11 protein-coding genes are annotated in these 23120 nt (G+C 56.0%); 1 reads left to right on the top strand and 10 read right to left on the bottom strand.

Features of this window, described 5'->3' with window-relative positions:
* Positions 1-55: 55 nt before the first annotated feature.
* From BLR09_RS10145 to BLR09_RS10120, 6 genes are all read right to left on the bottom strand, one after another.
* On the bottom strand, positions 56-1807 hold the full coding sequence (locus BLR09_RS10145; RefSeq protein WP_093201198.1) for a RagB/SusD family nutrient uptake outer membrane protein: 1752 nt from the start codon (positions 1805-1807) through the stop codon (positions 56-58).
* A gap of 6 nt (positions 1808-1813) precedes the next feature.
* Positions 1814-5212, bottom strand: a complete 3399-nt coding sequence (locus tag BLR09_RS10140; protein ID WP_093201195.1) for a SusC/RagA family TonB-linked outer membrane protein — start codon at positions 5210-5212, stop codon at positions 1814-1816.
* Between the two features lie 154 nt (positions 5213-5366).
* Positions 5367-6335 carry a FecR family protein gene (locus BLR09_RS10135; RefSeq protein WP_093201193.1) on the bottom strand — a complete coding sequence of 323 codons (969 nt, stop codon included), beginning with the start codon at positions 6333-6335 and terminating at the stop codon, positions 5367-5369.
* 87 nt (positions 6336-6422) lie between these two features.
* On the bottom strand, positions 6423-6998 hold the full coding sequence (locus BLR09_RS10130; RefSeq protein WP_093201190.1) for an RNA polymerase sigma-70 factor: 576 nt from the start codon (positions 6996-6998) through the stop codon (positions 6423-6425).
* A 115-nt stretch (positions 6999-7113) separates the two neighbouring features.
* Positions 7114-8379, bottom strand: a complete 1266-nt coding sequence (locus BLR09_RS10125; RefSeq protein WP_093201187.1) for an SGNH/GDSL hydrolase family protein — start codon at positions 8377-8379, stop codon at positions 7114-7116.
* Between the two features lie 198 nt (positions 8380-8577).
* A complete protein-coding gene (locus tag BLR09_RS10120; protein WP_093201185.1) occupies positions 8578-8949 on the bottom strand; it encodes a DUF423 domain-containing protein in 372 nt (123 codons plus the stop codon).
* A gap of 182 nt (positions 8950-9131) precedes the next feature.
* Between BLR09_RS10120 and BLR09_RS10115 the strand changes: the two genes are divergently transcribed.
* On the top strand, positions 9132-11807 hold the full coding sequence (locus tag BLR09_RS10115; protein ID WP_093201182.1) for an MGH1-like glycoside hydrolase domain-containing protein: 2676 nt from the start codon (positions 9132-9134) through the stop codon (positions 11805-11807).
* 95 nt (positions 11808-11902) lie between these two features.
* On the opposite strand, the gene BLR09_RS10110 is transcribed toward BLR09_RS10115, so the two are convergent.
* The 4 genes from BLR09_RS10110 to BLR09_RS10095 form a co-directional block, all read right to left on the bottom strand.
* Entirely contained in the window at positions 11903-13789 is a 1887-nt protein-coding gene (locus tag BLR09_RS10110) for a glycoside hydrolase family 97 protein (RefSeq protein ID WP_093201180.1), read from the bottom strand.
* Positions 13790-13863: 74 nt separating this feature from the next.
* Positions 13864-17484, bottom strand: coding sequence for an alginate lyase family protein (locus BLR09_RS10105; protein ID WP_093201177.1), 3621 nt, complete (start codon positions 17482-17484; stop codon positions 13864-13866).
* A 113-nt stretch (positions 17485-17597) separates the two neighbouring features.
* Entirely contained in the window at positions 17598-19340 is a 1743-nt protein-coding gene (locus tag BLR09_RS10100; protein WP_093201175.1) for a RagB/SusD family nutrient uptake outer membrane protein, read from the bottom strand.
* A 24-nt stretch (positions 19341-19364) separates the two neighbouring features.
* Complete coding sequence (locus tag BLR09_RS10095) at positions 19365-22928, bottom strand: TonB-dependent receptor (protein WP_176785509.1); 3564 nt, start codon at positions 22926-22928, stop codon at positions 19365-19367.
* Between the last annotated feature and the right edge of the window lie 192 nt (positions 22929-23120).

The raw sequence follows: 23120 nt of genomic DNA, 5'->3' as shown, positions 1-23120 counted from the left end.
GTAGGGCATGGGGCAGGGGGTTCTACCCTCTGCCCCATGCTCTATGCCCCATGCCCTACCAGCCAGGGTTCTGAATCAACTCCTGATTCTTATCAATTTCACCTTGCGGTACCGGCCAGAAATAATGTTTCTTTTCGAAAACGCGCTTTTCAAACTCGGTACGCTTGAAGAACTTCTCGTCGGTCGCATTGGCGCCGAGGTCGACGGCCATCCCGTAAAACGAACCGCCCATTTCGTCGCCCATCTTCCAGCGGCGAAGGTCGAAGTACCGGGTCTGTTCGCCGGCCAGCTCCACTGCGCGCTCGTGGATAATGCGGTTGCGGAGTTCTTCTTTCGACAAACCTGCCTTCAGCGCGGGTACGCCGGCGCGTTCGCGGACTTTGTTGACATACGTGAGAATTTCAGCCGATGGCCCCGATACTTCATTCATCGCCTCCGCATACATCAGGTAGATGTCGGAGATGCGGATGTATGGAAACAACTTTGCCCGGTTCCGGTTTGCGATCGGGTCGCTGACGGGATCAATGAACTTCCGGAGGAGGTATCCGGTGCGGGAGTGATCGTCCCGGCCGATTTCCTTACCGTCTTTGCCTTTGTAGAAAAATTCCGCTTTTTGTCCATCCCACCAGGAAGCGCCGGAGTAATTCACTGTCACGTAGAAACGCGGTTCACGACCGACGTACATATTCCACGTACCTTTCGTCGTGTACTTTGTATCAGCAGCAGAAAATCCGTTTTCGACATAGCCTGATTCGGCGTCTTTGATCGACTTGCCGTTGGCCATTTCAAATTCGTCCACGATCTTCTGTGTGACGGCGATCCCGTTCCAGCCGCCTTTGCTGCGGAGCATGCAGTGGCGGTCAATATCGAGGGAACTGCCGCCGTCGAGGTTCCGCCCCCAGATGACTTCGTCGTTGTTGTACTGACTGGTGTAAATACCCTTGTACGACGCAAACGGATCAATATCTCCCTTGCTGTCCTTCACCGTGTAGATGTTGTAGACACCCATGTCGATAACGGCCTTCGCAGCGTCGGCGGCGAGCTTCCAGCGGTTGGCATCATAGGTTTGGGGAAACAGCGCCTTTCCGTCCTTGTTCTTCAGGTCTTTCAGGTCGGGGTTGCCGTTGACCAGCGGACTCGCGGCCCAGAGCAGCAGGCGTGCTTTCATCGCGAGGCAGGCCCCTTTGGTCGGTTTGCCGGCCCAGATATTCTCGTGTTTGACGGGCAGGTCCTTGTAGGCTTCGTCCAGGTCTTTCAGGATGTAGTCCACGCATTCGTCAAACGTATTGCGGGGAATATTGAACGTCGGATCATCAAACGAAATCACGTCTTTCACCAGCGGAACAGGCCCGTACGCGCGGAACAGCCACAGGTAGAAGTACGCCCGCAGGTACTTGGCCTCGGCCTTGTAGAGCGTCTTGTTCGCCGCGGGGATGGGGGCCTTGTCGACATTCGCCAGGAAGATCGACACCTGCCGGAAGGCTTTGTAGAAATTCTTCCAGTTGTCGTTCACGACGAAGTACGTCGGCCCCCAGTTCCCGAGGTTCATTGCATAGGTTGGATAGTTTCCCCGGTTCCACGTGATGTCGATGTCATCGGCAATCCCATTGAAAGGCTCTCCCGTCCAGAAATTGTAGGAAGGTATATAGTTGTAGATCCCGTACAGGAAGTTTTCCGTGTACTGGCGGTTCGAGAAGGTTACCTGAAGCGAAAGAAGCTCGTCAGGCTGTTTGTCGAGGTATTTCTCGCACGAGGTAATGACGGTGGTCACGGCGACCAGGAGGAGTTGCAGAACTGTCTTTTTCATCCCCGATCAGAAGTTAATGTTGATACCGAAGTTGAACACACGCGAGGGAGGGTATTTACCTGCTCCGTCACCGCTTTCGGGGTCATAGTGCTTGACTTTGTCCCACAGGAACAGGTTGAGCCCGTTCGCATAAATCCGGACCGTTTCGGCCCCGATCTTGCCGGCAATACTCTTCGGGAAGGTATACCCGATCTGGGCGTTCTTGAGGCGGACATAGCTGCCGTCAATCTGCCAGTAGGTGCTGTTCCGGTAGTTGTTGTCGTTGCTGCCGGGGTACAACCGCGGGAAGGTGGCGTTGGGATTCGGGTTGGTGGTCGACCAGCGGTCCAGCGCTGCCTCCAGCACGTTGCCGAATTGTCCCTGGAAGAAAGGAATATACCCGAGGTAGTTCCGGAAGACGGTGACATTTCCTACGCCCTGGAAAAGCAGGGACAGGTCAAAACCTTTGTAGGTCAGCGTCGTACTGAGACCATAGATCATTTCCGGCACGTTCGAGAAGCCGATCGGCGTTTCGTCGTATACGTCGATGACCCCGTCGTTGTTGATATCCTTGTACTTCACATCTCCCGGGAAAACATTCGAATTGAACGTCTGTTTCGGGCTGCTCTTCACATCTTCCTCGTCTTTAAACAGACCGATCGCCTGCAAGCCGAACGGCTGATTCACCCGCTGGCCGGTTCGGCGGAGGTAGTCAAACTTCCGCTGGGGCTCATCCGTGAAGACGATGTTGTTCCGGGCAAAGGTGTAGTTCCCCTTCAGCTCCAGCCCTACCCCGCCGATGCGTGTGCGGTAGCTGATGGTTCCGTCGATTCCGTGGTTATCCACAATCCCGATATTGGCATAGGGCAGCGACTGAATCCCGAGCAGGTCAGGTACCGTCCCGCGCTGGGTAAGGATATTCGTCCGGTGTTCCTTGAAGAAATCCACGAACATCGTCAGGCGGTCCTTAAGGGCGTGTAATTCAACGCCGACGTTGGTTTTGTGCGACGTTTCCCAGGTAATATTCGGATTTCCGATGGAGCTTTCGAAGATACCGCTCTGCCCGTTGTTGAACTCCGTTCCGAAGGTATACCCGCTGCCCGTGGTGAGCGTCGTCAGGTACAGGAAGCGCTGGGAATTGATCTGGTCGTTCCCTACAATTCCGTATGAACCTTTGAATTTCAGGAGGTTGATAAAGCGGATATTGTTTTTGAAGAACGGTTCTTCAGACGCAACCCAACCGGCAGAAAAGGCCGGGAAGAAGCCGAAGCGTTTTCCACGGGGGAAGTTTTCCGAACCGTTATACCCGAAGTTGACTTCGGCAAAGTACTTGTCCGACCAGCCATAAGTCACACGGCCTACCAGCCCGACGCGGCGGTACGGAAGCGAGCCGATCGCATCGCTGGCAGTCAGCTGGCGATCGCCCTGGTTGTACAACAGCATTCCACCGACGTCATGCTTGCCGAAGGAACGGGAATAATTCAGGCTTCCTTCGAGGTACAGGCGGCGCTCGCCGGACGACGAAACCGAGTACCCGAGAAACTTGTCTCCTTCTGCCGTCAGCGAATAGATCGGATTTCCGTCCGCATCGTTATCTGCCGACGCCAGCCAGGTCTCGAAGTTCTTCCGCCGCCCGATGTTGTTGTTAGAGTAGCTGTCGAAGGCGAAACGGCCGCGGGCGGAGAGTCCTTTGACGAGTTTTCCGAGGTCATACTTCAGACCGAAAGTACCCTGTGTTGTTCCGAGGAATTCAGTCGCAAATCCCGTCTGGGTCAGGCGGCCGAACGGATTTTCACGCGGGGAAGCTACTGTTCCCGGAATACGGCCGTCGGGATACTGCATCGGGTAGAGAATAGGCGTCGCTTTGTTCATCAGGTCGAAAATCGTCTGAGTACCGGTGCCGGGGAAGTTCCGGTTTTCCATGATACCCGTGATCCCGATATTCAGTTCGATGTCCTTGCTGAGGTTGATGTCGATATTGGTCCGGAGGTTATACCGCTTCCGGTCGATATTGGTCTTGTAGGCATTGCGCGGATCTTCCACAAACAAACCGCGGTCGTGGAAATACGAAGCCGACACGAAGTAGCGGACCGTCGGATTTCCGCCGGAGATATTGACGTTGACGTGGTCCTGGGTAGACGACGGCTTCATCAGCTTCATCCAGTCGACATCCGGGTACCGGATCGGGTCGCTCTGGTCCTTGATTTTCTGCAATACTTCATCGGTATACGGGAGCGGAAGTCCGGCATTCTGGTTCGCTTCGTTGTACAGACCGGCGTAGGTAAAGCCGTCGACATACTTCGGCAGACGTGTCGGGCTCAGTACCCCCTTCTCCATCGTAACGGATACTTTCGCTTTGCCCGAAGCGCCGCGGCGGGTATTGACGAGTACAACCCCGTTGGCGCCGCGTACCCCGAAAACCGCGGTAGCCGACGCGTCTTTCAGGATCGTAAAGCTCTCTACTTCATGGGGATCGATGTTGTTGAAATCCCGCTCTACGCCGTCGACCATAAACAGCGGGGCCTGGTTGGAACCAAACGTTCCGATGCCCCGGATCCAGATATTGGCGTTGTCGTAACCGGGTTCTCCGGACCGCTGAACAGTAACGATACCAGACATACGTCCACCAAGGGCATTCCCGAGCAGCGCCGTCGGCGTCTGCCGCAATTCCTTGGGAGTAATGACCGATTCAGCGCCGGTGAAGCTTACTTTCTTTTGTTCGCCATACCCTACTACTACAACTTCGTTCAGGGCTTTTTCATTGGATTTCAGTTTGACATCGAGCGTAGAAAACGAGCCAACGGCCAGTTCCTGCGATTCATACCCGATGAAGCTGAAGATCAGAACGGCGTTGTTGTCGGGTACCGAAATCTGGTACTTCCCTTCGTTGTTGGTATTGACGCCCCGGTTGGTGCCTTTGAGGAGAATGTTGACGCCGGGGAGGACTTCGCCCGATTCAGACGTGACGGTTCCGTGAACGGTCCGTTCCGGCATCGACTCAAAAGCGACCGGCAGTGACGCCATAAACAGCATCACGGGCCGCTGAGCACTTTTTCCGGAAGATATCACCTTACTCAGGATGATGTTTCCGCTCAGGAATTCATACCGGATCTGCAACGGATTGAACAGTCTTGTCAGCAACGCGGAGAGCTTTTCCTGGCTCGCCACAACGCTCACTTTCCGGTCCAGTTCGATGACATTCCGGCTGTAGACAAACTTTACCGAGGTTTTGGTTTCCAGGGTTTTGATGGCCTGTTTCAGAGACACATCCGTCAGGCGTACCGAAACCAGTTGTTCCAGCTCCGACTGGGCGCTGGAGTGCTCCGCGCGGCCGATTCCGACCAGCAGGAGCAACAACATCAATTGCGTAACACCAATGCGCATAATTTTTCCCCACTCAATTGACTTGAGTAAACTTTCTTTCATAGTTTTAGAAGTTTCATTAAGGATGAGACAAAACGATCCTGCGCGCTCTAGCCGGAGCGCCGGATAATCCGGAAGAAGGGTGTAGCCGCACTCTTCTTCTTTTTTTTGTAATCAGGGTGGTTAGCGGATCTTCATAGGCATTGTTTGGGTGAAATCAGGGAGTACATCCTTTCCCCTTCAGCAGAATGGTTTTTTCATGCATTTCGTAGGTTAGCGGAAGCGACCGGCTCAGCATTTCGAGCATGGTCGGCAGGTTGTGGTCGGAAAAGTTGGCGGTCAGCTGACAATTAAATACCTGATCATTTTCGGCTTCAAACTTAACGCCGTATCGTTTGCCCAGCACCCGGCAGATCTCCCGGACGGAGGCATCTTCAAAATCAACACTTTCTGATTTCCAGACGTTTGACAAGTCATTTTTCGGCGTTTCCGTTACCTGGAACACGTGCTCTTCCCGCTTGAACCGGGCTTTCTGCTTCGGTAGCAGGATCATGTATTCGTGAGACTGCTCGTCCTGTACCTTTACCTTTCCGGTGAGTACCGTCACCGATACCTCCCGGTGGGTTGGCGTGGCGTCTACCGTAAAGCTCGTGCCGAGTACCTGGGTTCTCAGTCCGCGGGCGAGGATCACAAACGGGCGTTTCTCATCCCGCTTCACCTCGAAAAACGCCATTCCTTTCAGGCGTACCAGCCGGGTATTCCCGCCGAAAGCCGGGTCGAGGTTCAGTTCTGCTCCGGGGTGCAGCCAGACGACCGAACTGTCTTCCAGCACGGCACGTACCGGGATTTTCTGCGTATTGGCGAAGGCCAGTACCCGCTCCTGTACAGGCTCCCGGGTCAGGGCGAACCACGTACCCGCTACGGTGCCCAGCAGCGCGAGGGCCGCTACCGCCCGGAACCAGTTCCGGCGGAAAAAAGACCGCTTTACAGGCTGCTCCTCCGTTCCGCGGATGCGGCGCAGCAACGTTTCTTCCAGTTCCTCTTTTTCGGACGCATCCATGGTGTCGAGAGGCGTTTCACCTTCCTCGAAGGACGCATACCACCGCTCTACCTGCTCCCTTTCCTCCGGTGTCGCATGCCCGGATGTATACCTGAATAATAAATCTTTCGGAAGCAGATGTTTCATACGAAGAGCAGTTACATAGACTAAGTGCGGAAAGCCCCCCGTTACCCCCAATGGAAAATGAAAAAAAATAAGCGGCCTTTCAGCCGCCTATTCAAAGAGAAGAAAAAGTGCCAGAACGGCAAAGTCTTTCATCTGTATCCGCAAGGTCTTCAATGCCCTGCCCAGGTGGTTTTCGGCTGTTTTTTCGGAGATACCGAGCATACTGGCAATCTCCGGAATCGTCAGGTGCTGGTCCCGGCTCAGCTCAAATACTTTCCGGCTCTGCGGGGAGAGATTTTCCACATGCCGGTGAAGCCAGGTTTCCAGTTCGCGCAGCGCGACCTGATCTTCCGTATCCGAGGTACTCGGCTCAGGCACAGCGGCCAGCAGGTAGTTTCGCCGCACCTCTTCCCGCTGCAGGAAATGCAGAACCAGGTACTTGACCGCACTGCGGAAATAAGCCTGCACCGAGGATTCGATGGCTATCTTCTCCCGCCGGGCCCAGAGATCCGTGAAAAAGTCCTGAATCAGCTCTTCCGTACTTTCCCGGTTCTGGAGACGACGATAGGCCTGTGCATAGAGCACCGACCAGTACCGGCGGTAGATTTCTTCAAAGGCCTGAACGTCCCCCAGGCGGACCCGTTCCATCAGCAGGGTTTCCGGTTCATGCTGCAAAGGCCTCATAGATCAGTTTCAGGTTTTGGAGCGATGGTTTATATTCCAGCCAAAAATCATAAAAAGAATACAAATACTTCTATTTTCTACTAGCAAATTTTCGGATAGTATCTGAAATAATGCACTATTTCACCAGCTTCCCTACTACCAGCAGGTATCCGGCATAACAGGCGTTTTCGCGGAAACGGGCCGGGTCATCCATTTTCGCACCGCGCGTGGAAAGAATAGCGGTCTTATCCGGCCCCTGCGCCGCTACCTGCAACCGCAGGGTACGGGTGCCTTTTCCGGAAGATTCAGGAAAAAAGAAATAGTGCGAACGGTAGTAGGTCGCAAACCCGTCGAACCGGGGAATCAGGGTATCCGGTGAGCCCTCCGCCGTCACAGTGTACTGCCCGCAGCCCGGCCCGATGACGTCATAGAGGCCGCAAACGGCCCCTTTGTACCGGATCACGAGCGCCGCTCCGGGTTCCGACGCCTTCAGTACCACAGGAAAGCGGGAGCGTAACTGCTTCGCAACCGGATCGGTTTCAGGCGTGAGTACCTGCCAGTTTCCTTCCCGTACCAGCTCCGTCGCCGGAATCATCCGGGCATTTTCCCAATTGTCCTTTCGGTAAGGTTTGGGAAGCCGGCGGGATTTTCCGGCGTCTTTCTGCGCCAGTACCTTCATGGCGTCGGCCAGGGCTTCGGTATAGAATTTATGACCGGTTTCGGCGTAGGGGTGGACGTTATCGGGAGAGAAAACAATCTTGTCCGGATAGTCTTCCTTTTTCCCCTTGAAAATCAACTTTCCTTCTCCGGCGAGCGCGACAACCCGCAGGCCCAGGTGCACCGTCGGGATGCCGTAGTGTTCGGCGATCTGCTCCATCGACGCGGCAGAAACAGGTAACCTTCCTTCCCGGAGGATCGGCGCCATGTCTCCCGTGAGGGTATACACAAAACAGATATCGGTGTGGGAATTGTTTTTCCGGATTTTGCGGACGATCCCTTCCATCGCCCGGTGAATCTGCTCCGGTTTCTTACCGTTGTCGTTGACGGCAAATTCGACGAATACGAGGTCGGGATGCTGGTCGAGCACCTGACTTTGCAGGCGAAAAACACCCAGATCAGAGCCCGTCCCGCCAATACCCGCCGCAATCTGGGAAACCGTGGCTTTGGGGTACTGCTGCCGGAACCAGTCGACCGACTGATCCCTCCAGCCGCCGCCCGCTTCGGTAATACTGCCGCCGAGGTAGGCGATCCGGACGGGTTGTCCGGCTTTCAACCGGCTGAAAAAATGCGGCAGCCCCTGCCGTACGCGGAAATAGCGGGCATATGCGAGGGAATCCGACTGTGCCGTCAGGGTGGTGCAGATTCCCAGTCCCAAAAACAGGAAAAGACAGAATCGGATCATGGTTCAGAGGTTCTTTCGGAAGAGAGACGCAGCCGCACCCTTCCTACCCTTTTCTGTCTCTTCCTTTGTGGAAAAGTAATGTCTGTGTAGTCTGTGGAGTCTGTGAGAAAATTAAATGGCTCACAGACTCCACAGACTACACAGACATTGCTTTTTCAGTAAAACGAGCGTTTTCCGCGCATCTGCTGTCTGCGGGAATCAGCGGGATACCTGCCAGGCCAGGAGCAGCCAGCCGGCGATCAGCGCCACGCCGCCGATCGGCGTAATGGCTCCGAAAACCTTGATTCCCGTAAAACAGATCAGGTACAGGGACCCGCTGAAAATCAGGGTACCGACAAGAAAACTCCAGCCGGCGGCAGACCAGTTTTTCTCCGGAAACTGCTGCATGAGAATCCCGACGGCAACCAGCGCCAGGGCATGGTAAAACTGGTATTTGACAGCGGTTTCGAAGGTATCGATACGGTTGGTCGCGAGGAGCATCGACCGCAGGGCGTGGGCTCCGAACGCCCCCAGCCCCACCCCGAGGGCGCCAAGCAGGGAACCGGCAAGTAAGGCAAATCTGGCAGTCATGGGAAATTGCGGAAAATGAGTGACGAGAAAAATCGCCCCGGCACAAACAAGCCGCCGGGATGCCGTAAATTTCGGGCACGATTGTTACATTGTCTTTTAAAATCACGGGCTCTTCGAAAAAGATTTTAGAGAAGAGGGATTCTATATCGTTCCCATGGCAAAACCATCACCTAACGAAACCTATGACCGACGGAGCAGAAAAAGTACGACTGAAACAACGAGCCGATAACAAGGGATGGAAAAAGTGGGGACCGTATCTAGCTGAGCGTCAGTGGGGTACCGTCCGGGAAGATTACTCCTCCAACGGAGATGCCTGGAACTTTTTCACGCATGATATGGCCCGCAGCCGTGCCTACCGCTGGGGAGAAGACGGTATCGGCGGGATTTCCGATAACAAAGGGCATATCTGCCTGGCGTTTGCGTTCTGGAATCACAAAGACGGCATTCTGAAGGAACGGCTCTTCGGGTTGACCAACCCCGAGTCGAACCACGGCGAAGACGTCAAGGAGTTGTATTACTACGTCGACTCTACGCCGACGCACTCCTACATGAAGATGCTGTACAAGTATCCGCAGCAGGCATTTCCGTACTCGAAGTTGCTCGACGAAAACCGCCGCCGCAACCGGACCCAGCCGGAATATGAACTGATGGATACGGGTATTTTCGATAAGGACGAGTACTTCGATATCGAAATGGAATATGCCAAAGCGGATGAAAACGATATCCTCATCAAGCTGACGGCCCATAACCGGAGCAGCAAGGCGGCGCCGCTTACCATGCTTCCCACGATCTGGTTCCGGAATACCTGGATCTGGGGGTATGAAAACTACAGCGTCCGGCCGATGCTGACGGGCTATTCCAAGTCCCTTATCGAAGTCAACCACAAGATTCTCGGTAAGTATAAACTCTACGTCGAAGACGCCGATTCCCTTCTTTTCTGCGAAAACGAGACCAACTATGAGCGCCTCTACGGCAGCCCGAATTTCTCGCCGTATCCGAAAGACGGAATCAATGACTATGTCGTTTCGAACGGCAAAAAACAGACCGTCAATCCCAACCACATCGGGACTAAAGCAGCGGCAAAATACACCCGAAAGATCGCCGCAGGCGGCAGTTTTACGCTGCGGCTGCGGTTTTCCAACTATTCGAACCACGAGCCTTTTGCAGATTTCGAGGACGTATTCGCGCAACGGATTAAGGAGGCCGACGAGTTTTACGACGATCTTCAGAAAAGCGTTTTGGATGCCGAGCTCCGCCGCGTACAGCGCCAGGCGTATGCCGGTATGCTCTGGTCGAAACAATTCTATTACTACAACGTCAACGAGTGGCTCAACGGAGACCCGGCCATGCCGAAACCGGCCCCTGAGCGGAAATTCGGCCGGAACCGGACCTGGCGGCACATGTACACCGCCAATATCCTTTCCATGCCGGATAAATGGGAGTATCCGTGGTTTGCGGCGTGGGACCTGGCCTTTCACTGCGTACCCCTCGCCCGGCTGGACCCGGATTTTGCGAAGCGGCAGCTCGCCGTCGTCCTCCGCGAATACTACATGCACCCGAACGGACAGATTCCGGCATATGAGTGGACGTTTTCTGACGTAAACCCACCGGTTCACGCGTGGGCAACATGGAAAGTTTACGAAATTGATAAGGAAATGAACGGGGGAGTCGGCGATATCGGCTTTCTCGAACGGGTTTTCCACAAACTCCTTCTCAATTTCACCTGGTGGGTGAACATCAAGGACGAACAGGGCAACAACATCTTCGGCGGCGGCTTCCTCGGCATGGACAACATCGGGGTATTCGACCGGTCGGCGCAATTGCCCCTCGGCGGCCACCTCGAGCAGGCTGACGGTACCGGCTGGATGGCGATGTACACGCTCAACATGCTCCGGATCGCCTGCGAAATCTCCCTCGAACGCCGGGCATATCAGGATATGGCGTCGAAATTCTTCGAACACTTCCTGCACATTGCCGGTGCGATGAAGTCCCTCGGCCGTGAAGAAATCAGCCTGTGGGACGAAGACGACCAGTTTTACTACGATCTTCTCCACATTCCGAACGGGCCGAGCATGCTGCTCAAACTCCGCTCGATGGTTGGGTTGATTCCGCTGTTTGCCGTCGAAGTCATCGACCCGGACATGCTCGAAAAACTCCCGGATTTCAAGCGGCGTGTGGAATGGGTACTCACCAACCGTCCCGATCTGGCCTCGCTGATCTCCCGATGGTATGAACCGGGTAAAGGAGAAACGCGCTTGCTGTCGATCATTCGCGGACACCGGATGAAGATGATTTTGAAGCGTATGTTCGATGAATCGGAGTTTCTGTCCGATTTCGGCGTACGGTCGCTGTCGAAATACTACGAAACGAACCCCTACGAATTCCGCGTCGGCAACGAAGTACTCCGCGTCGCCTATACCCCCGCCGAAAGTACCGGCGCCATGTTTGGCGGCAACTCCAACTGGCGCGGGCCGGTCTGGTTCCCGATGAACTTCCTCATTGTCGACTCGCTGCTGAAATTTCACCAGTACTACGGAGACGATTTCGAGATTGAGTACCCAACCAACTCCGGACAAATGGTCACCATCCGGGAAGCGGCCCTATCCGTCGCCGGGCGCCTCATCCGCATTTTCGTACCGGATGAAACGACGGGCCTCCGCCCCTATCAGCGGCAGTACGACAAGTTCAACACCGATCCGAACTTCCGGAATCACCTGCAGTTTTTTGAGTACTTCAACGGAAACGACGGCTCCGGCCTCGGCGCGTCGCACCAGACGGGCTGGACGGGCCTCATCGCCGAACTCATCGATTACAGTTATACGCTGCAACGGGCACGTGTGAAAGAGGATGTATCCTGATATCTCTCCCTGAACAGCTTAATGTCTGTGAAGTCTGTGTGCTGATTTTTCTCACAGACTTCACAGACGACACAGACATTTTTTGGGGGGCCGGTTTATTTTTCGGGAGCCAGCCACCACGCCTGCCCGCCGGAAGGTAACAAGCTAACGTCCAGGACAGTACGGGAAGTAACGGATCGTCTTTCCACTTTTACTTTTGTCCGGGTGGAAACGGTGGCATCGTCTGCATACGTGGTCAGTATGTATTTTTTTCCGTCGGGCAAAAACGACAGCGGCAAGCGGAAGGTACTTGCCCCGTTTCCGCTGATGGATCCGACGAACCACTCTTCTCCGCTTCTCCGCGCCAGGGTGACGTACTCGCCGATGCGGTCGTGTATGACCCGGGTATCGTCCCAGACCGTGGGTACTTTCTCAAAAAACTCTATTTCCGGCTCGCCGGCATATTGCGCCGGTTTGTCGTACCAGAATACCGATTGCAGCGGGCTGTAGGAAATCACGTTCATCGCCAGCTGGTGGGCGTGTGTGGTTTTAAGACGACGGTCGTAGTAGCAAATCGTGTAATCCCCTGCTCCGCACAGGTACCGCGTAAACGGCAGCACGGTATTGTGGGCAGCATCCGGGAACTCTTCGTTTCCGCGGATACCTTCCTGGGTCAGGACATTGGGATAGGTACGGCTGAGGCCGGTGGGCCGGTACTCGTCGTGGACATTGACCATCAGCCCGTTTTCAGCGGCTTTTCGCATGGCGTCGGCGAGCCAGGTCGTCCATCGGTGTGATCCCACCTGCACAAATCCGAACTTGAGTCCCTTCACGCCCCATTTTTTATAAAGCGGTAAGATATCATCCAGTTGCGCCTGCAGCGCCTGCTGGTTGACATACAACCATACTCCGATACCTTTCCGGTTGCCGTATTCGATGATGGCCGGGAGATCCATCGGCGCGACGACCTTCCTGGCATCTGAGTCAAACGTAAACGCCGGCCCGTACCATTTCCAGTCAAACAAAATGTACTGCAACCCATGCGCCGCTGCGAAATCGATGCAGGCACGGGCGCCTTCGGTCGTCAGGGTTACCTCCCGGATGATCTTGCCGGGTTTGATCCAGCCGGTTTCCGATACAACCGACGGCCGGTTGAGATTCAGGAAGATATCATTGTTTTCAAGGAGCGTACCGGGCCTTTCCCCCACCATAACTACCCGCCAGGGCGTGCCGACGGGTGACGTCAGGTCGGCGCTTTCATACATTGATGTAACAAGGGTGTTCGGTTTTTCGGGATGGAGGCGGAATTTGGTCATGGCGTAATCGGCCAAACCTGCCTCGCCCAGGGCAGCATAGAAACCACCGGGCAGTTCGAGCGTCAGCGGCCGTTCGCTTTCGTCGGGCCAGTCTTTCAGCGGAAGCCGCGCATATTTTCCCTGGGCCCAGCCGGTAAACCAGGCGTTGGTTCCTTCGGGAAGGGCAAATTCGGAGTTCTCGGCCATCACGCGGTAGTACATACCCTGCGGATGTTCGGGGAAGAAATAGTGAAAGGCGACGCCCGCGTTGTATGCCCGGAAAACGACTTCCAGGCGGTAGTTCGGGTCGTCTTCTTTTTTCAGGTGGACGGTCAGCTGGTTGTACTGGTCCCGGACGAGGCTCCGCTCCCCGTACACCGGCTTCCAGGTCGTGTCTTTTGACAGGGTCTCCTGCCCGGTTACCAGGAGGTTGTCGCACCAGAATTTTCCTTTTGTACCGGGAGGCGACGTTACCTTATGCGCCATTGCTTCTTCAAACACGTGATTATCAATGGCAATGGAAAGGTCCGACTGCCGGACAACGGGCCGGTCCCGGTAGCGCATTTCATACGAAAGCTGCCGCTTGCCCGGCGATACCTGGCGGTGATGTACGTCGAGCGCGATGCGCCCGTCGGGTGATATCAGCCGGAAATCCTGTGAAAAAGCAGAAAAAGAGCACAGAAACAGCGCCCAAAAAGTAACGCGCATAGCTTGAATCGGTTCAGTAGGAAGAAAGAGTATGGCGCCGCAGCGCCATACTCTCCATTTAGGTGGGGCAACGACTATTGCTCCTGGTGCAGGATCCGGCGGGTAAAGACGCGCCCGTTATCCAGCTCCGCCTTCAGGAGGTACATTCCGGCGGCCAGTCCCCGCAGCGACAGCGTCAGGCGGTGGTCGGTCAGTACTACCCGTCCGGACAGGTCGGTCACCTGTACCCGCTCAAGCGCACTGCCTTCGGGTAGGCGCAGGCGAACCATATCGGACGAGGGATTCGGGCCTACCTGAAACGTACCCCGCGTATCTACCGAAACAACCCGCCCGGTTTCATAGGCGCCGTCGTTGTCGACCTGTTTGAGGCGGTAATAACTGATACCGCTCAGCGGTCTGACGTCCGTGAACGCATACCGGCGGGCAGCGCTTTGCGGTACAGTACCGATGGCTTCGAATTGCCGGGCATCGGCGCTGCGCTGGATTTCGAAATGGTGGTTATTCCGTTCGTCGGCAGTAGCCCACGAGAGGAGTACCTCCCCGTCTCCCGTCACCGAAGCACGAAAATCCAGCCAGGTAACGGGCAGCGGACCGCCGGCAATACTCAGTGTCACATCGTTACCTGTTCCACCGATATAGCTGATTTTAAAAGTATTAACACCGTCTGAAACCGTACTTCCTTCGGCCAGACCGAGGAAGGTACCGGCAACGGGATCTGCCGAGGTATTATCCACAATCGTCCAGCTTCCGGAAGTCAGTACCGTGTCGCCGCCGAGATTGGTCAGCGTGAGTTTGGCATTTTGAAGGGTCAGGCCGTTGGTAACCAGCTTGTCAAATACCGCGGAGGCGCTGTTGTACTCGACAGCATAGGTGGCGTCGGCGTTCAGGGTAGTCGGCGATGTCGTCGTGAGCGTGCCGACAGAATTTCCGGGAGCGATAAAAGCGCCTGTTCCGCTCCCCGTTCCGATGCTCAGCGCAGCACCGATCGAACCGGAGCCACCGAGGGTACCGGCGCTGACGGTTACCGGGCTGACGCCGGTGCCATTGATGGCCAAAACGCCGCCGTTGACCGTGGTAGCGCCCAGGTACTGGTTATTCCCGCTGAGAATGAGCTTGCCGGCGTTGACCGTTACCCGGCTCGGGTTGGAGGCGCCGGCGGAGGTATTGCCGTTGTAGATAATCCCGGCGAGGGTTTGCGTACCGGTACCCGTTTTCTCGATGTCGAGCCGCCCCATGTCTCCGGCCTGCGAGGCGGGCCCGATACCCAGTTTCCCTTCGTAGTTACCGTTCTGATTATCCGCGCCGATAACGAGCGTCGCAGTGCCGTTGTTGATCGATGTTTTGGCGACGATGTAAGCGTCTTCCGTGCCGTCGAGCGCGCCAATGGTCTGGCGGCTGGCGTTGGTACCCGTAAAGGCGACGAAGGCCGGCCCTTCTGTTCCAACGGAAAACCGCTGAAGCGGCAGCAGTACATTGTCGGCGTCGGTGGCATTGGGCGTCGTATTATGCAGCTCGATCGTACCCTGCGCCAGGGTGAAACCTCCGCTGAGTCCGCTCCAGTCCATCGCCGCCTGAATACGCAGCCCGGCCGGGTTGCCGCCGCCATACACGGGCGTATACACCCGCAGGCCCTGCGTTCCGACGATTTTCAGGGGTACACGGGCATTGTTAATGGCATTTCCGAGAAACAGCTTCCGGGTACCGGAGTTGATCATGGTAATCGACGGAACGCCGCTGAGCGTGGAAAAGGTGAGGGTTCCGCCATTCAGTCCGCTGGCAAGGTGCAGTTCCGAAGTACCGTTGGAGGCATAAACAAGGGAGCCGATGGTGATGTTGCCGTCCATCGTCACCCCTCCGATGTTGCTGAAGTTGGTGGCGCCGAAGGTCGCGGTGGATTGCGCGCCACCGGGTACCGTTCCTCCGCTCCAGTTAGCCGCGACCGACCATTTCTGGAACCGGATACCCGTGCCGTTGGCGATGGTCGTTGTGGCGACAAAAGGAGTTCCATTCGGGCGGTTGGAAAGCTGAAGGGTATTGCCGCTTGCGGCGACGACGTGGTACGCCGTTCCCGTCGTGAACCCACCCGGAACGGTACCGGTCAGGCGGACGAGGTCTCCCACCACAAACGTCTGCCCCGGCCAGGTGAGGTCAGCGCTGCCGGCAGTCGAAGAAATCGTGCTCGTTGTAGTACCTGTTGCATTGCTCCACGTACCGTCAACAACACCCGGAATGGGGTTTACTGTCAGGGATTGCGACACAATCGGCGCCGGATTATAGGCAGCGTCGCCCATTTGCTGCGCCAGGATGGTCGTCGTACCGGGTTTCAGCACATGAATGGTTCCATCGGTATTCACCGTAGCAATAGCTGGATCAACGACGGAATAGACGATGTCGAGTCCGGAAGTAGCCGTCGCACCCGGGTTGAAATCCGGCGCGTTGTAGTCTTTCGAAGCGATAGCCGGGAAGGTAATCGTCTGGTCGTTCGGGCGGGGCGGCGCATCCAGGGTAAAGGTCAGCGTTCCATAGCCCAGCTGATCATATCCGCCGCTGTTGGGCCCGAAATTGCCGCCGCCACCTTCCGGCCTGACGATCTGGGCAAACCGCTCGATATGTGGAACGGAAAGGCCTTTCCGGCGGGCGTAGTGATTGTATACCATTTCCCAGACCGGGCGAAGATTCCCGCGTCCGTCTGCCGAAACAATGGTCTGTACGACTCCGATGCAATTGCTGTAGGTCGAATACGGCACTTCGTAGCCGAGGTTGTATTTAGCGATGTATTCGAAGCCTTTCAGGAGGCGGTTGTCGTCGTATCCGTACAGATCATCTCCCTGATTCCAGGCCATTTCACAAAAGGATCCGGCGAGCGCAACCCCGAGGACGGTATGCCCCTGATCCCGGCCGCTTTCCTGCCATTGTCCGAGACTATCATGCAGAAAGGGAACAACGTTCTGGATCGAGCCGGCGCCGGCACCCGTCTTGAAATAGCTGACCGCTTCGTTGTAGATATCCCTTCTGTCACACAAAACCCCGATGGCCAGCATGGACGCCGTGTTGCACAGGTCCCAGTTGGCCCAGTAATGGCTGATACAGGCCCCGTTGTGATTGACCAGAAAGTCGTGATTCATGGAATAGAATACCGTCAGCATCCAGTTTTGAAAGCGGGTAAAATCCGCAGACGCCCAGCCGCTGTAGCTGCGCATGATTTCGGCGGCGTTGGCAAGCTGATAGCCCTGGATACCGGCGAGCAGAAACTTGTCGGAGGTGCCGGATATTTCGGTCATGCCGGCCGACCAGGCATTCAGAATGGCGATGGATTTTTCGGCGTAGGCATCGTCTCCGGAAATTTTCCACCGCAAAGCCGTCGCATACGCCGACGCCGCATCCCGGAAAAGTGAGGCGTAGTTTTCGGAATGGACGCCGTCGTATCCCCGGTAAACAATCGAAGGCACCGGATTCGTAAAAGCCCGCGTCAGGGAGGAATGGGAGTTGGCCGTCAGCACATCCCAGCCTGATTTCCACGGCTCGGCATTGGCAGTGACTTTGGTTTTCATCCGGTCAAAATCGCTCTGCGTGTGGAGCAGGCCCGGGTGGGTAAACGACTGGCCGCGAGCCGGCAGGCCGGCCAGCAGCAGCACGGCACAGAGGCCGCGCGACAGCCACAGGGCTGTCTGTTTCAGGGAGGTTGCGTTTTTCATCGAGAGGATAAGGAAAAGAGAGCCCGGTCAGGGGCGTAGAACCCATGAAAAAGGGGCATTCAGATACTTTTTCGTTCCGAATGCCCCCAACCGTCAAGAGAAGATGCAGGTAGTTACCAGCCCGGGTTTTGCTCCAGCGCCGGGTTCAGCTGGATCTGCTGCGTCGGTATCGGCAGCAGGTAGTTTTTCTCGGAGAAATTCCGGTTGGCGTCGACGACGATGTTGCCTTTTTCATCCTTGGCGACTGTACTTTGCGAAGGCCAGGCGGTCTGGAATTCGGTGCCGGTCCACCGGATACCGATGAGGGGTTTTCCGAGTACTTCGACAGCGTTGTGCCAGCGCTTCAGGTCGTCGAGGCGAAAACCTTCGTGGTACAGTTCGATAGTGCGTTCCCGGCGGATTTCGGTTTGCATATCCAGGCCGTTGGTACTGACGAGGGCATTGCTGAGCGCCGGCATCCCCTTATTCACACGCTTCCGGACGAGATTGAGCGACTTGTCCAAGTCTGCATCGGAGATTGAGCCGGTTCGCTCAAAAACTGCCTCGGCGTAGTTGAGGAGCACTTCGGCATAGCGGATGACGGGGTAATCGTACCCTTCCTCGTAATCCGGCACCTGGCGTTCGGCCATCCATTTCTGGCTGTGGTAGCCGCTCAGGCCGTTGGAATAGGGTTTGAAGGGCGACTGAAATGCGTTGGCCAGTTCGGCCGGGCTGCCGGTCCAGTCGATGCGGAAGTTGGCATTTCCCTTCCAGTAGTATTTCCCCGCAATCATCATGTTGTACCGCAGGCGGTTATCCCGGTTGTCAAACTCGGACGTCATCGTCGCATATCCCTTAAAGAGCTTCGATTTTTCAATCGGCAGGCCGTCTGCGCACAGGTAGAGATTGACAAAATTCTGCGTCAGGTCGCTCCCGCCCATCGTATGGGATATATTCTGGCGGGTCTGCCGGAGGGTCTGGTCATACCGGTTGGCGAGGACATATTCGTTGTTTGCCGACTTCTGAATATTCGCCGGGTTGGACTTCTGGTTTTCGAGGATAAACATGTACTTCTGAGCGGAGTCGCCGAGGGCCACCGGCGCAAACAGGCTGAACTGATTGGAAGTAATAACAGCGTTGTTTGCGGAAACGGCGATATCCAGCAGGGCATTGGCGCGGGCCGCGTTGTTGCGGAATTTCTGCCAGGTACCTTCGTACAAAGCCACCCGCCCGAGGAAGGCCTGCGCGGCTTCCCTGTTCACGCGGCCCAGCTCGGTAGCCGCCTGTGCACTTTTGGACGGCAGTTTGGCGATGGCATCGTTGAGATCGGCGATGATAAAGTCGGCCACTTCGTCCCGGGTATTCCGCGGCGCCTTGAGTTCGGGCGAAGCCGGGTCCAGGAGTTTGCTGATGATCGGCACGCCGCCATAGGTCTGCAACAGATCGAAGTAGAGATACGCGCGGAAAAACCGCGCCTCCCCGACATACTTCGAGATTTCATCCGGCTTGCTGTAGGCAGCGGCTTTTGTCAGGAGGTAGTTGACGATGCGGATACGGGTATAGGCGGTGGAATAGGCGTTGTCGGTCGTGGGAACGGTATTCAGCCCCCGGCTGTACGCGTTCTGAACGGCAGCAATGTCAGCCTTGAAATCCGAATGGTAGTTGGGGTTCGAACCGCTGACGTCGTACAGTACGTCGGCAAAGGTCCGGAGGTAGGTATAATACTGGTTGGCGGCGAGCATGTAATCGTTCGCGTTTTTCCAGTAGGAGGCGTCTGACAGCTGGTCGAGCGGATCGAGGTTCAGCACCTTGTTGCAGCCCGATACCAGCAGGGCGCCCGTCATCAGCAGCGTATATAGAATGCGATTCCGTTTCATCTTCAAAGAGTTTGGTACGACTGGTTAGAACGTGGCGTTGATCCCGAACGAAACATAGCGGTAGAACGGGTAGCGGGTCAGGGTCGATTCGCCGTTGGCGCGACCGATGTTGCGGGTCGCTTCCGGGTCCCAGCCGTCGCGGATATGAGACAGCTCCCAGAGGTCGTTTCCGGAGAAATACACCCGCAGCTTCTGCATACCGATCTTCGGCGTGACCGTTGCCGGGAGGGTATAGCCTACGACAAGGTTCTTGAGCCGCACGTATGCGCCGTTTTCCACCGACCAGTCTGAAATCTGGTAGTTGTAGTTATTGTAGGTCGTTGCGTTTCCTCCGGCAGAAAGGATGGGGTAGCGCGCGCCGGTGTTGTCGGGCGTCCACGTTTTGCCTACCCAGTAGTCCGACTGGGCCTGGTAAATGGATCCGAACGGCACGCGCCAGTTTCCTTCCCGGAAAATAGTCCGCTCGCCCACGCCCTGGAAGATGGCGGTGAAATCAAAGCCTTTCCATTCCAGGCCGAAGTTCATCGCGAAGGAGTAGCGCGGATCATCACGACCGAGGTAAACGAGGTCGCCCGGAGCCGTCAGCTTGCCGTCGCCATTCACATCTACATACTTATTATCCCCCTTCCGGACGCCGGGTACTTTGATCGTGCCGTCGGCATTGTAGGTGGTAACCGGCATGCTGATGTTATTGCCGTTAGCGAGGTTGCGGTAAGCCGCCACCTGCTCGTCGGTCTGAAGCCGCCCGCCATATTTCAATCCGAAGTAAGAACCAAGTGCATATCCCTGCACAGCGCCGTTGTAGCCGGCATTGATGACGTTGGCGCCGCCGTAATCGATCAGGCGGTTCTGGTTGTCGGTCAGGCTACCGCCGATGCGGTAAGTAAGCCCGCCGATTTTATCCTGCCAGTTGAGCGACAGCTCCCAGCCCCAGGTTTTGAGGTGGCCGATGTTGGAAGACGGGGCCGTCGCGCCGAGTACCGCCGGGTTGGTCTGCCCGAGGAGCATGTTCCGGTTGTGCTTCACGAAGTACTCCACGGTTCCGCTCAGGCGACGGTCAAGGATACCGAAATCCAGACCGAGGTTGGAGGTTTCGACGCGCTCCCAGGTACGGTCGAGGCTTACGAGCGAGCCCGTCGGCCCGACAAATACAACCGGGCTGGAACCGATGATCGGGAAGCCGGAGCTGGTCGGACCACCCGTCGCCGAAACATTGAGCAACTGAATGTAGTCATACAGCCCGATGCCGCTCTGGTTGCCTACCGCTCCCCACGAAGCCCGGAGCTTCAGTTCGTTGATAAAGGGGATATTTTGCATGAAAGCTTCCTGCGAAATCCGCCAGCCTCCGGAAGCACCGTAGAACAGTCTCCAGCGGTTTGCCTGGTTAAACTTCGACGAACCATCGTACCGGGCATTTACTTCAAAGAGGTACTTCTGATCATAGGCGTAGTTAAACCGCCCGAAATACGAGCCGATGGCGTAATGGTTTTGTCCTTCGTTGACGCTTTTCGTCGTGTTATCGCCAATACCCAGGTTGAGGGACGGGACGTTGTCGTTGGCGAGGTAGGTCGTCTTGGCGAGGTAGTAGTTGTATTCGTCGCGTTCGTACTGGGTACCTACTGTCACGCCGATATCGTGTCGTTCGGCGAGATTTTTCTTGTACTCGAGGTATGCGTTGAGGTTGAAGTAGGCGTCTTTGTTGAGGCGGCGCTGGTAGTAGGAGTTCTGGCGCGTCGGGTTATCGGGCGCCTGAATCGTGCCGAGGTAGTTGTACCAGCTGATGGCTTTCTGCTGGGTTTTGATATCGGTGGCGGTCCAGTTATAGCCGCCCTGCGCAACAAGCTTCAGGTTTTTGCTGAAGGAATAGGTCGCCCGGAGGTTGGTGAATACCCGCGTATTGTACTCCTTGTCGTCCCCGCCGAGGGCCGCCTGCCACTGCGGGCTGAACTGTGTTCCCCAGGAATAGGGCCTGCCGTCGACCGTCGCCGTCGGGAATCCCGGCTGCATGTACTGACCCATGACATTGCCGATGAGCGTCGGCTGAATGATGTCGTTTTTTTCGAGGGATACGTTGGTCTCCAGTTGCAGCTTGTCCGTCACAGCATAGTCGTGCGAGAGGCGTACGTTGTACCGGCTGTTGGAGTTATTGCCCCATTTGAGCAGGGAGCCGTCGTTGAGGTAGCCGAACGACAGGCGGTAGCCCGACTTCTCTCCCCGGCCTGATACGCTGAGGTTATGCTGCGTCGAAGTAGCCTTTCCCCAGAGAATATCGATCCAGCTGTTGTCGAAAAAGGTCAGGTCTTTCACATCGCCGAAACCGGGATTCAACGGGTTGGAGGCCGGCGGCACGGGCTGACCGTTGTACGTCGTCAGGTCGATGTACCCACTGGCCGGCGGGTTTTTCATGAGCTGCGCCAGGCGGTACCAGAGGTTGGACGTCGGCGGCGTGCCGTAAAAGTCATTCACCAACCCCTGATCCATGTACGTCCCGAACTGATTGACATTCAGGAGGTGCGGTTGCAACCCGACGATCTTTTGCGATACCGATGCATCGTACTGAATGATCGCCTTTCCGGATTTCGCCCTTTTCGTAGTAATGAGTACAACGCCCCCTGCGGCACGCGCGCCGTAGATGGCGGCTGAAGCGTCTTTCAGAAACGACATATTGTCGATGTCGTTCGGATTGATGGAGTTCAGGGCGGCATTGTCGCTCAGGGGAGTACCGTCGACGATCACGAGCGGTTGCGTACCATTTGTGGACGTAGCCCCGCGGATCTGGAAGTTCCAGCTGGCCCGGCCCGGTGCGGCCGACGAGCGGGTGACAATCACCCCGGGAACCTGCCCCTGCAAGGCTGAAAGCGGGTTTTCTACTACGCCTCTGTCCTCAAACGTTTTCGAAGGAATCGTGGCAACCGACCCGGTGAGCGTTGCTTTTGCCTGGGTACCGTAGCCGACTACCACCACTTCGTTGAGGCTTCTGGTATCGGGTTTGAGCTGAACGTTGAGGGTTGTCTGGTTTCCGACGGCAACTTCCTTCTTTTCGAATCCTACATAGGAAAAAACCAGCACGGTATTGCGGTCCGGAATGGAAATGGTATAGCGTCCGTTGACGTCTGTTGTAACGCCGCGGGTCGTGTTTTTGACGAGAATATTCACGCCGGGCATGCCGTTGTTCCGTTCATCGGTAACAACGCCCGTGATCGTGATATCCTGCGGCATGGACCACTGGATAACAGGCAGGGCAGCCGGCGCCAGCGTACTGTGGATCAGGCCGCTGCGAAGGATAATCTGCGATCCGGCTACTTCGTACGTCAGTTGAAGCGGGCGCAGCAGGCTGGTCAGTACATTCGCCAGGACTTCGTTCTGAACCGAAAGGGTCACCTTGCGGTCCGACTGAATCAGTTGCGGACTATACACAAAACGGACATCCGCCAGCTTGCCGATCCGCCGCACGACGCTCTCTACCCGCTCATTGTCGGCTGTCATGCTGATGCGCCGGTCGAGCAAGTCCTGTCCGGAGCCCTCGTGCGCCGAAACCAGCGTTGTGCAAAGTATCGCCAGAACCAGCTGGTAAAACGATATACGCATGATTCTCAGGAATATCTCACCCGTTTTTGTAATACTTATCATACATTTGGAGAGGTTTACATGATGTACAATTGGTACAAAAAATCCCCGCTCTCCGACTTTTGCCGGAAGACTCAGTTCTGAAGCTGTCAAGGGGATGGAACCTGCCGGAAACGTGGCCGCGTTTCCGGCTTTTTGTTGAAAAGAGGTAAA

It is taken from the genome of Siphonobacter aquaeclarae, from assembly GCF_900103285.1.
GTDB lineage: Bacteria > Bacteroidota > Bacteroidia > Cytophagales > Spirosomataceae > Siphonobacter > Siphonobacter aquaeclarae.
This window is presented reverse-complemented; position numbering and strand designations above follow the sequence as displayed.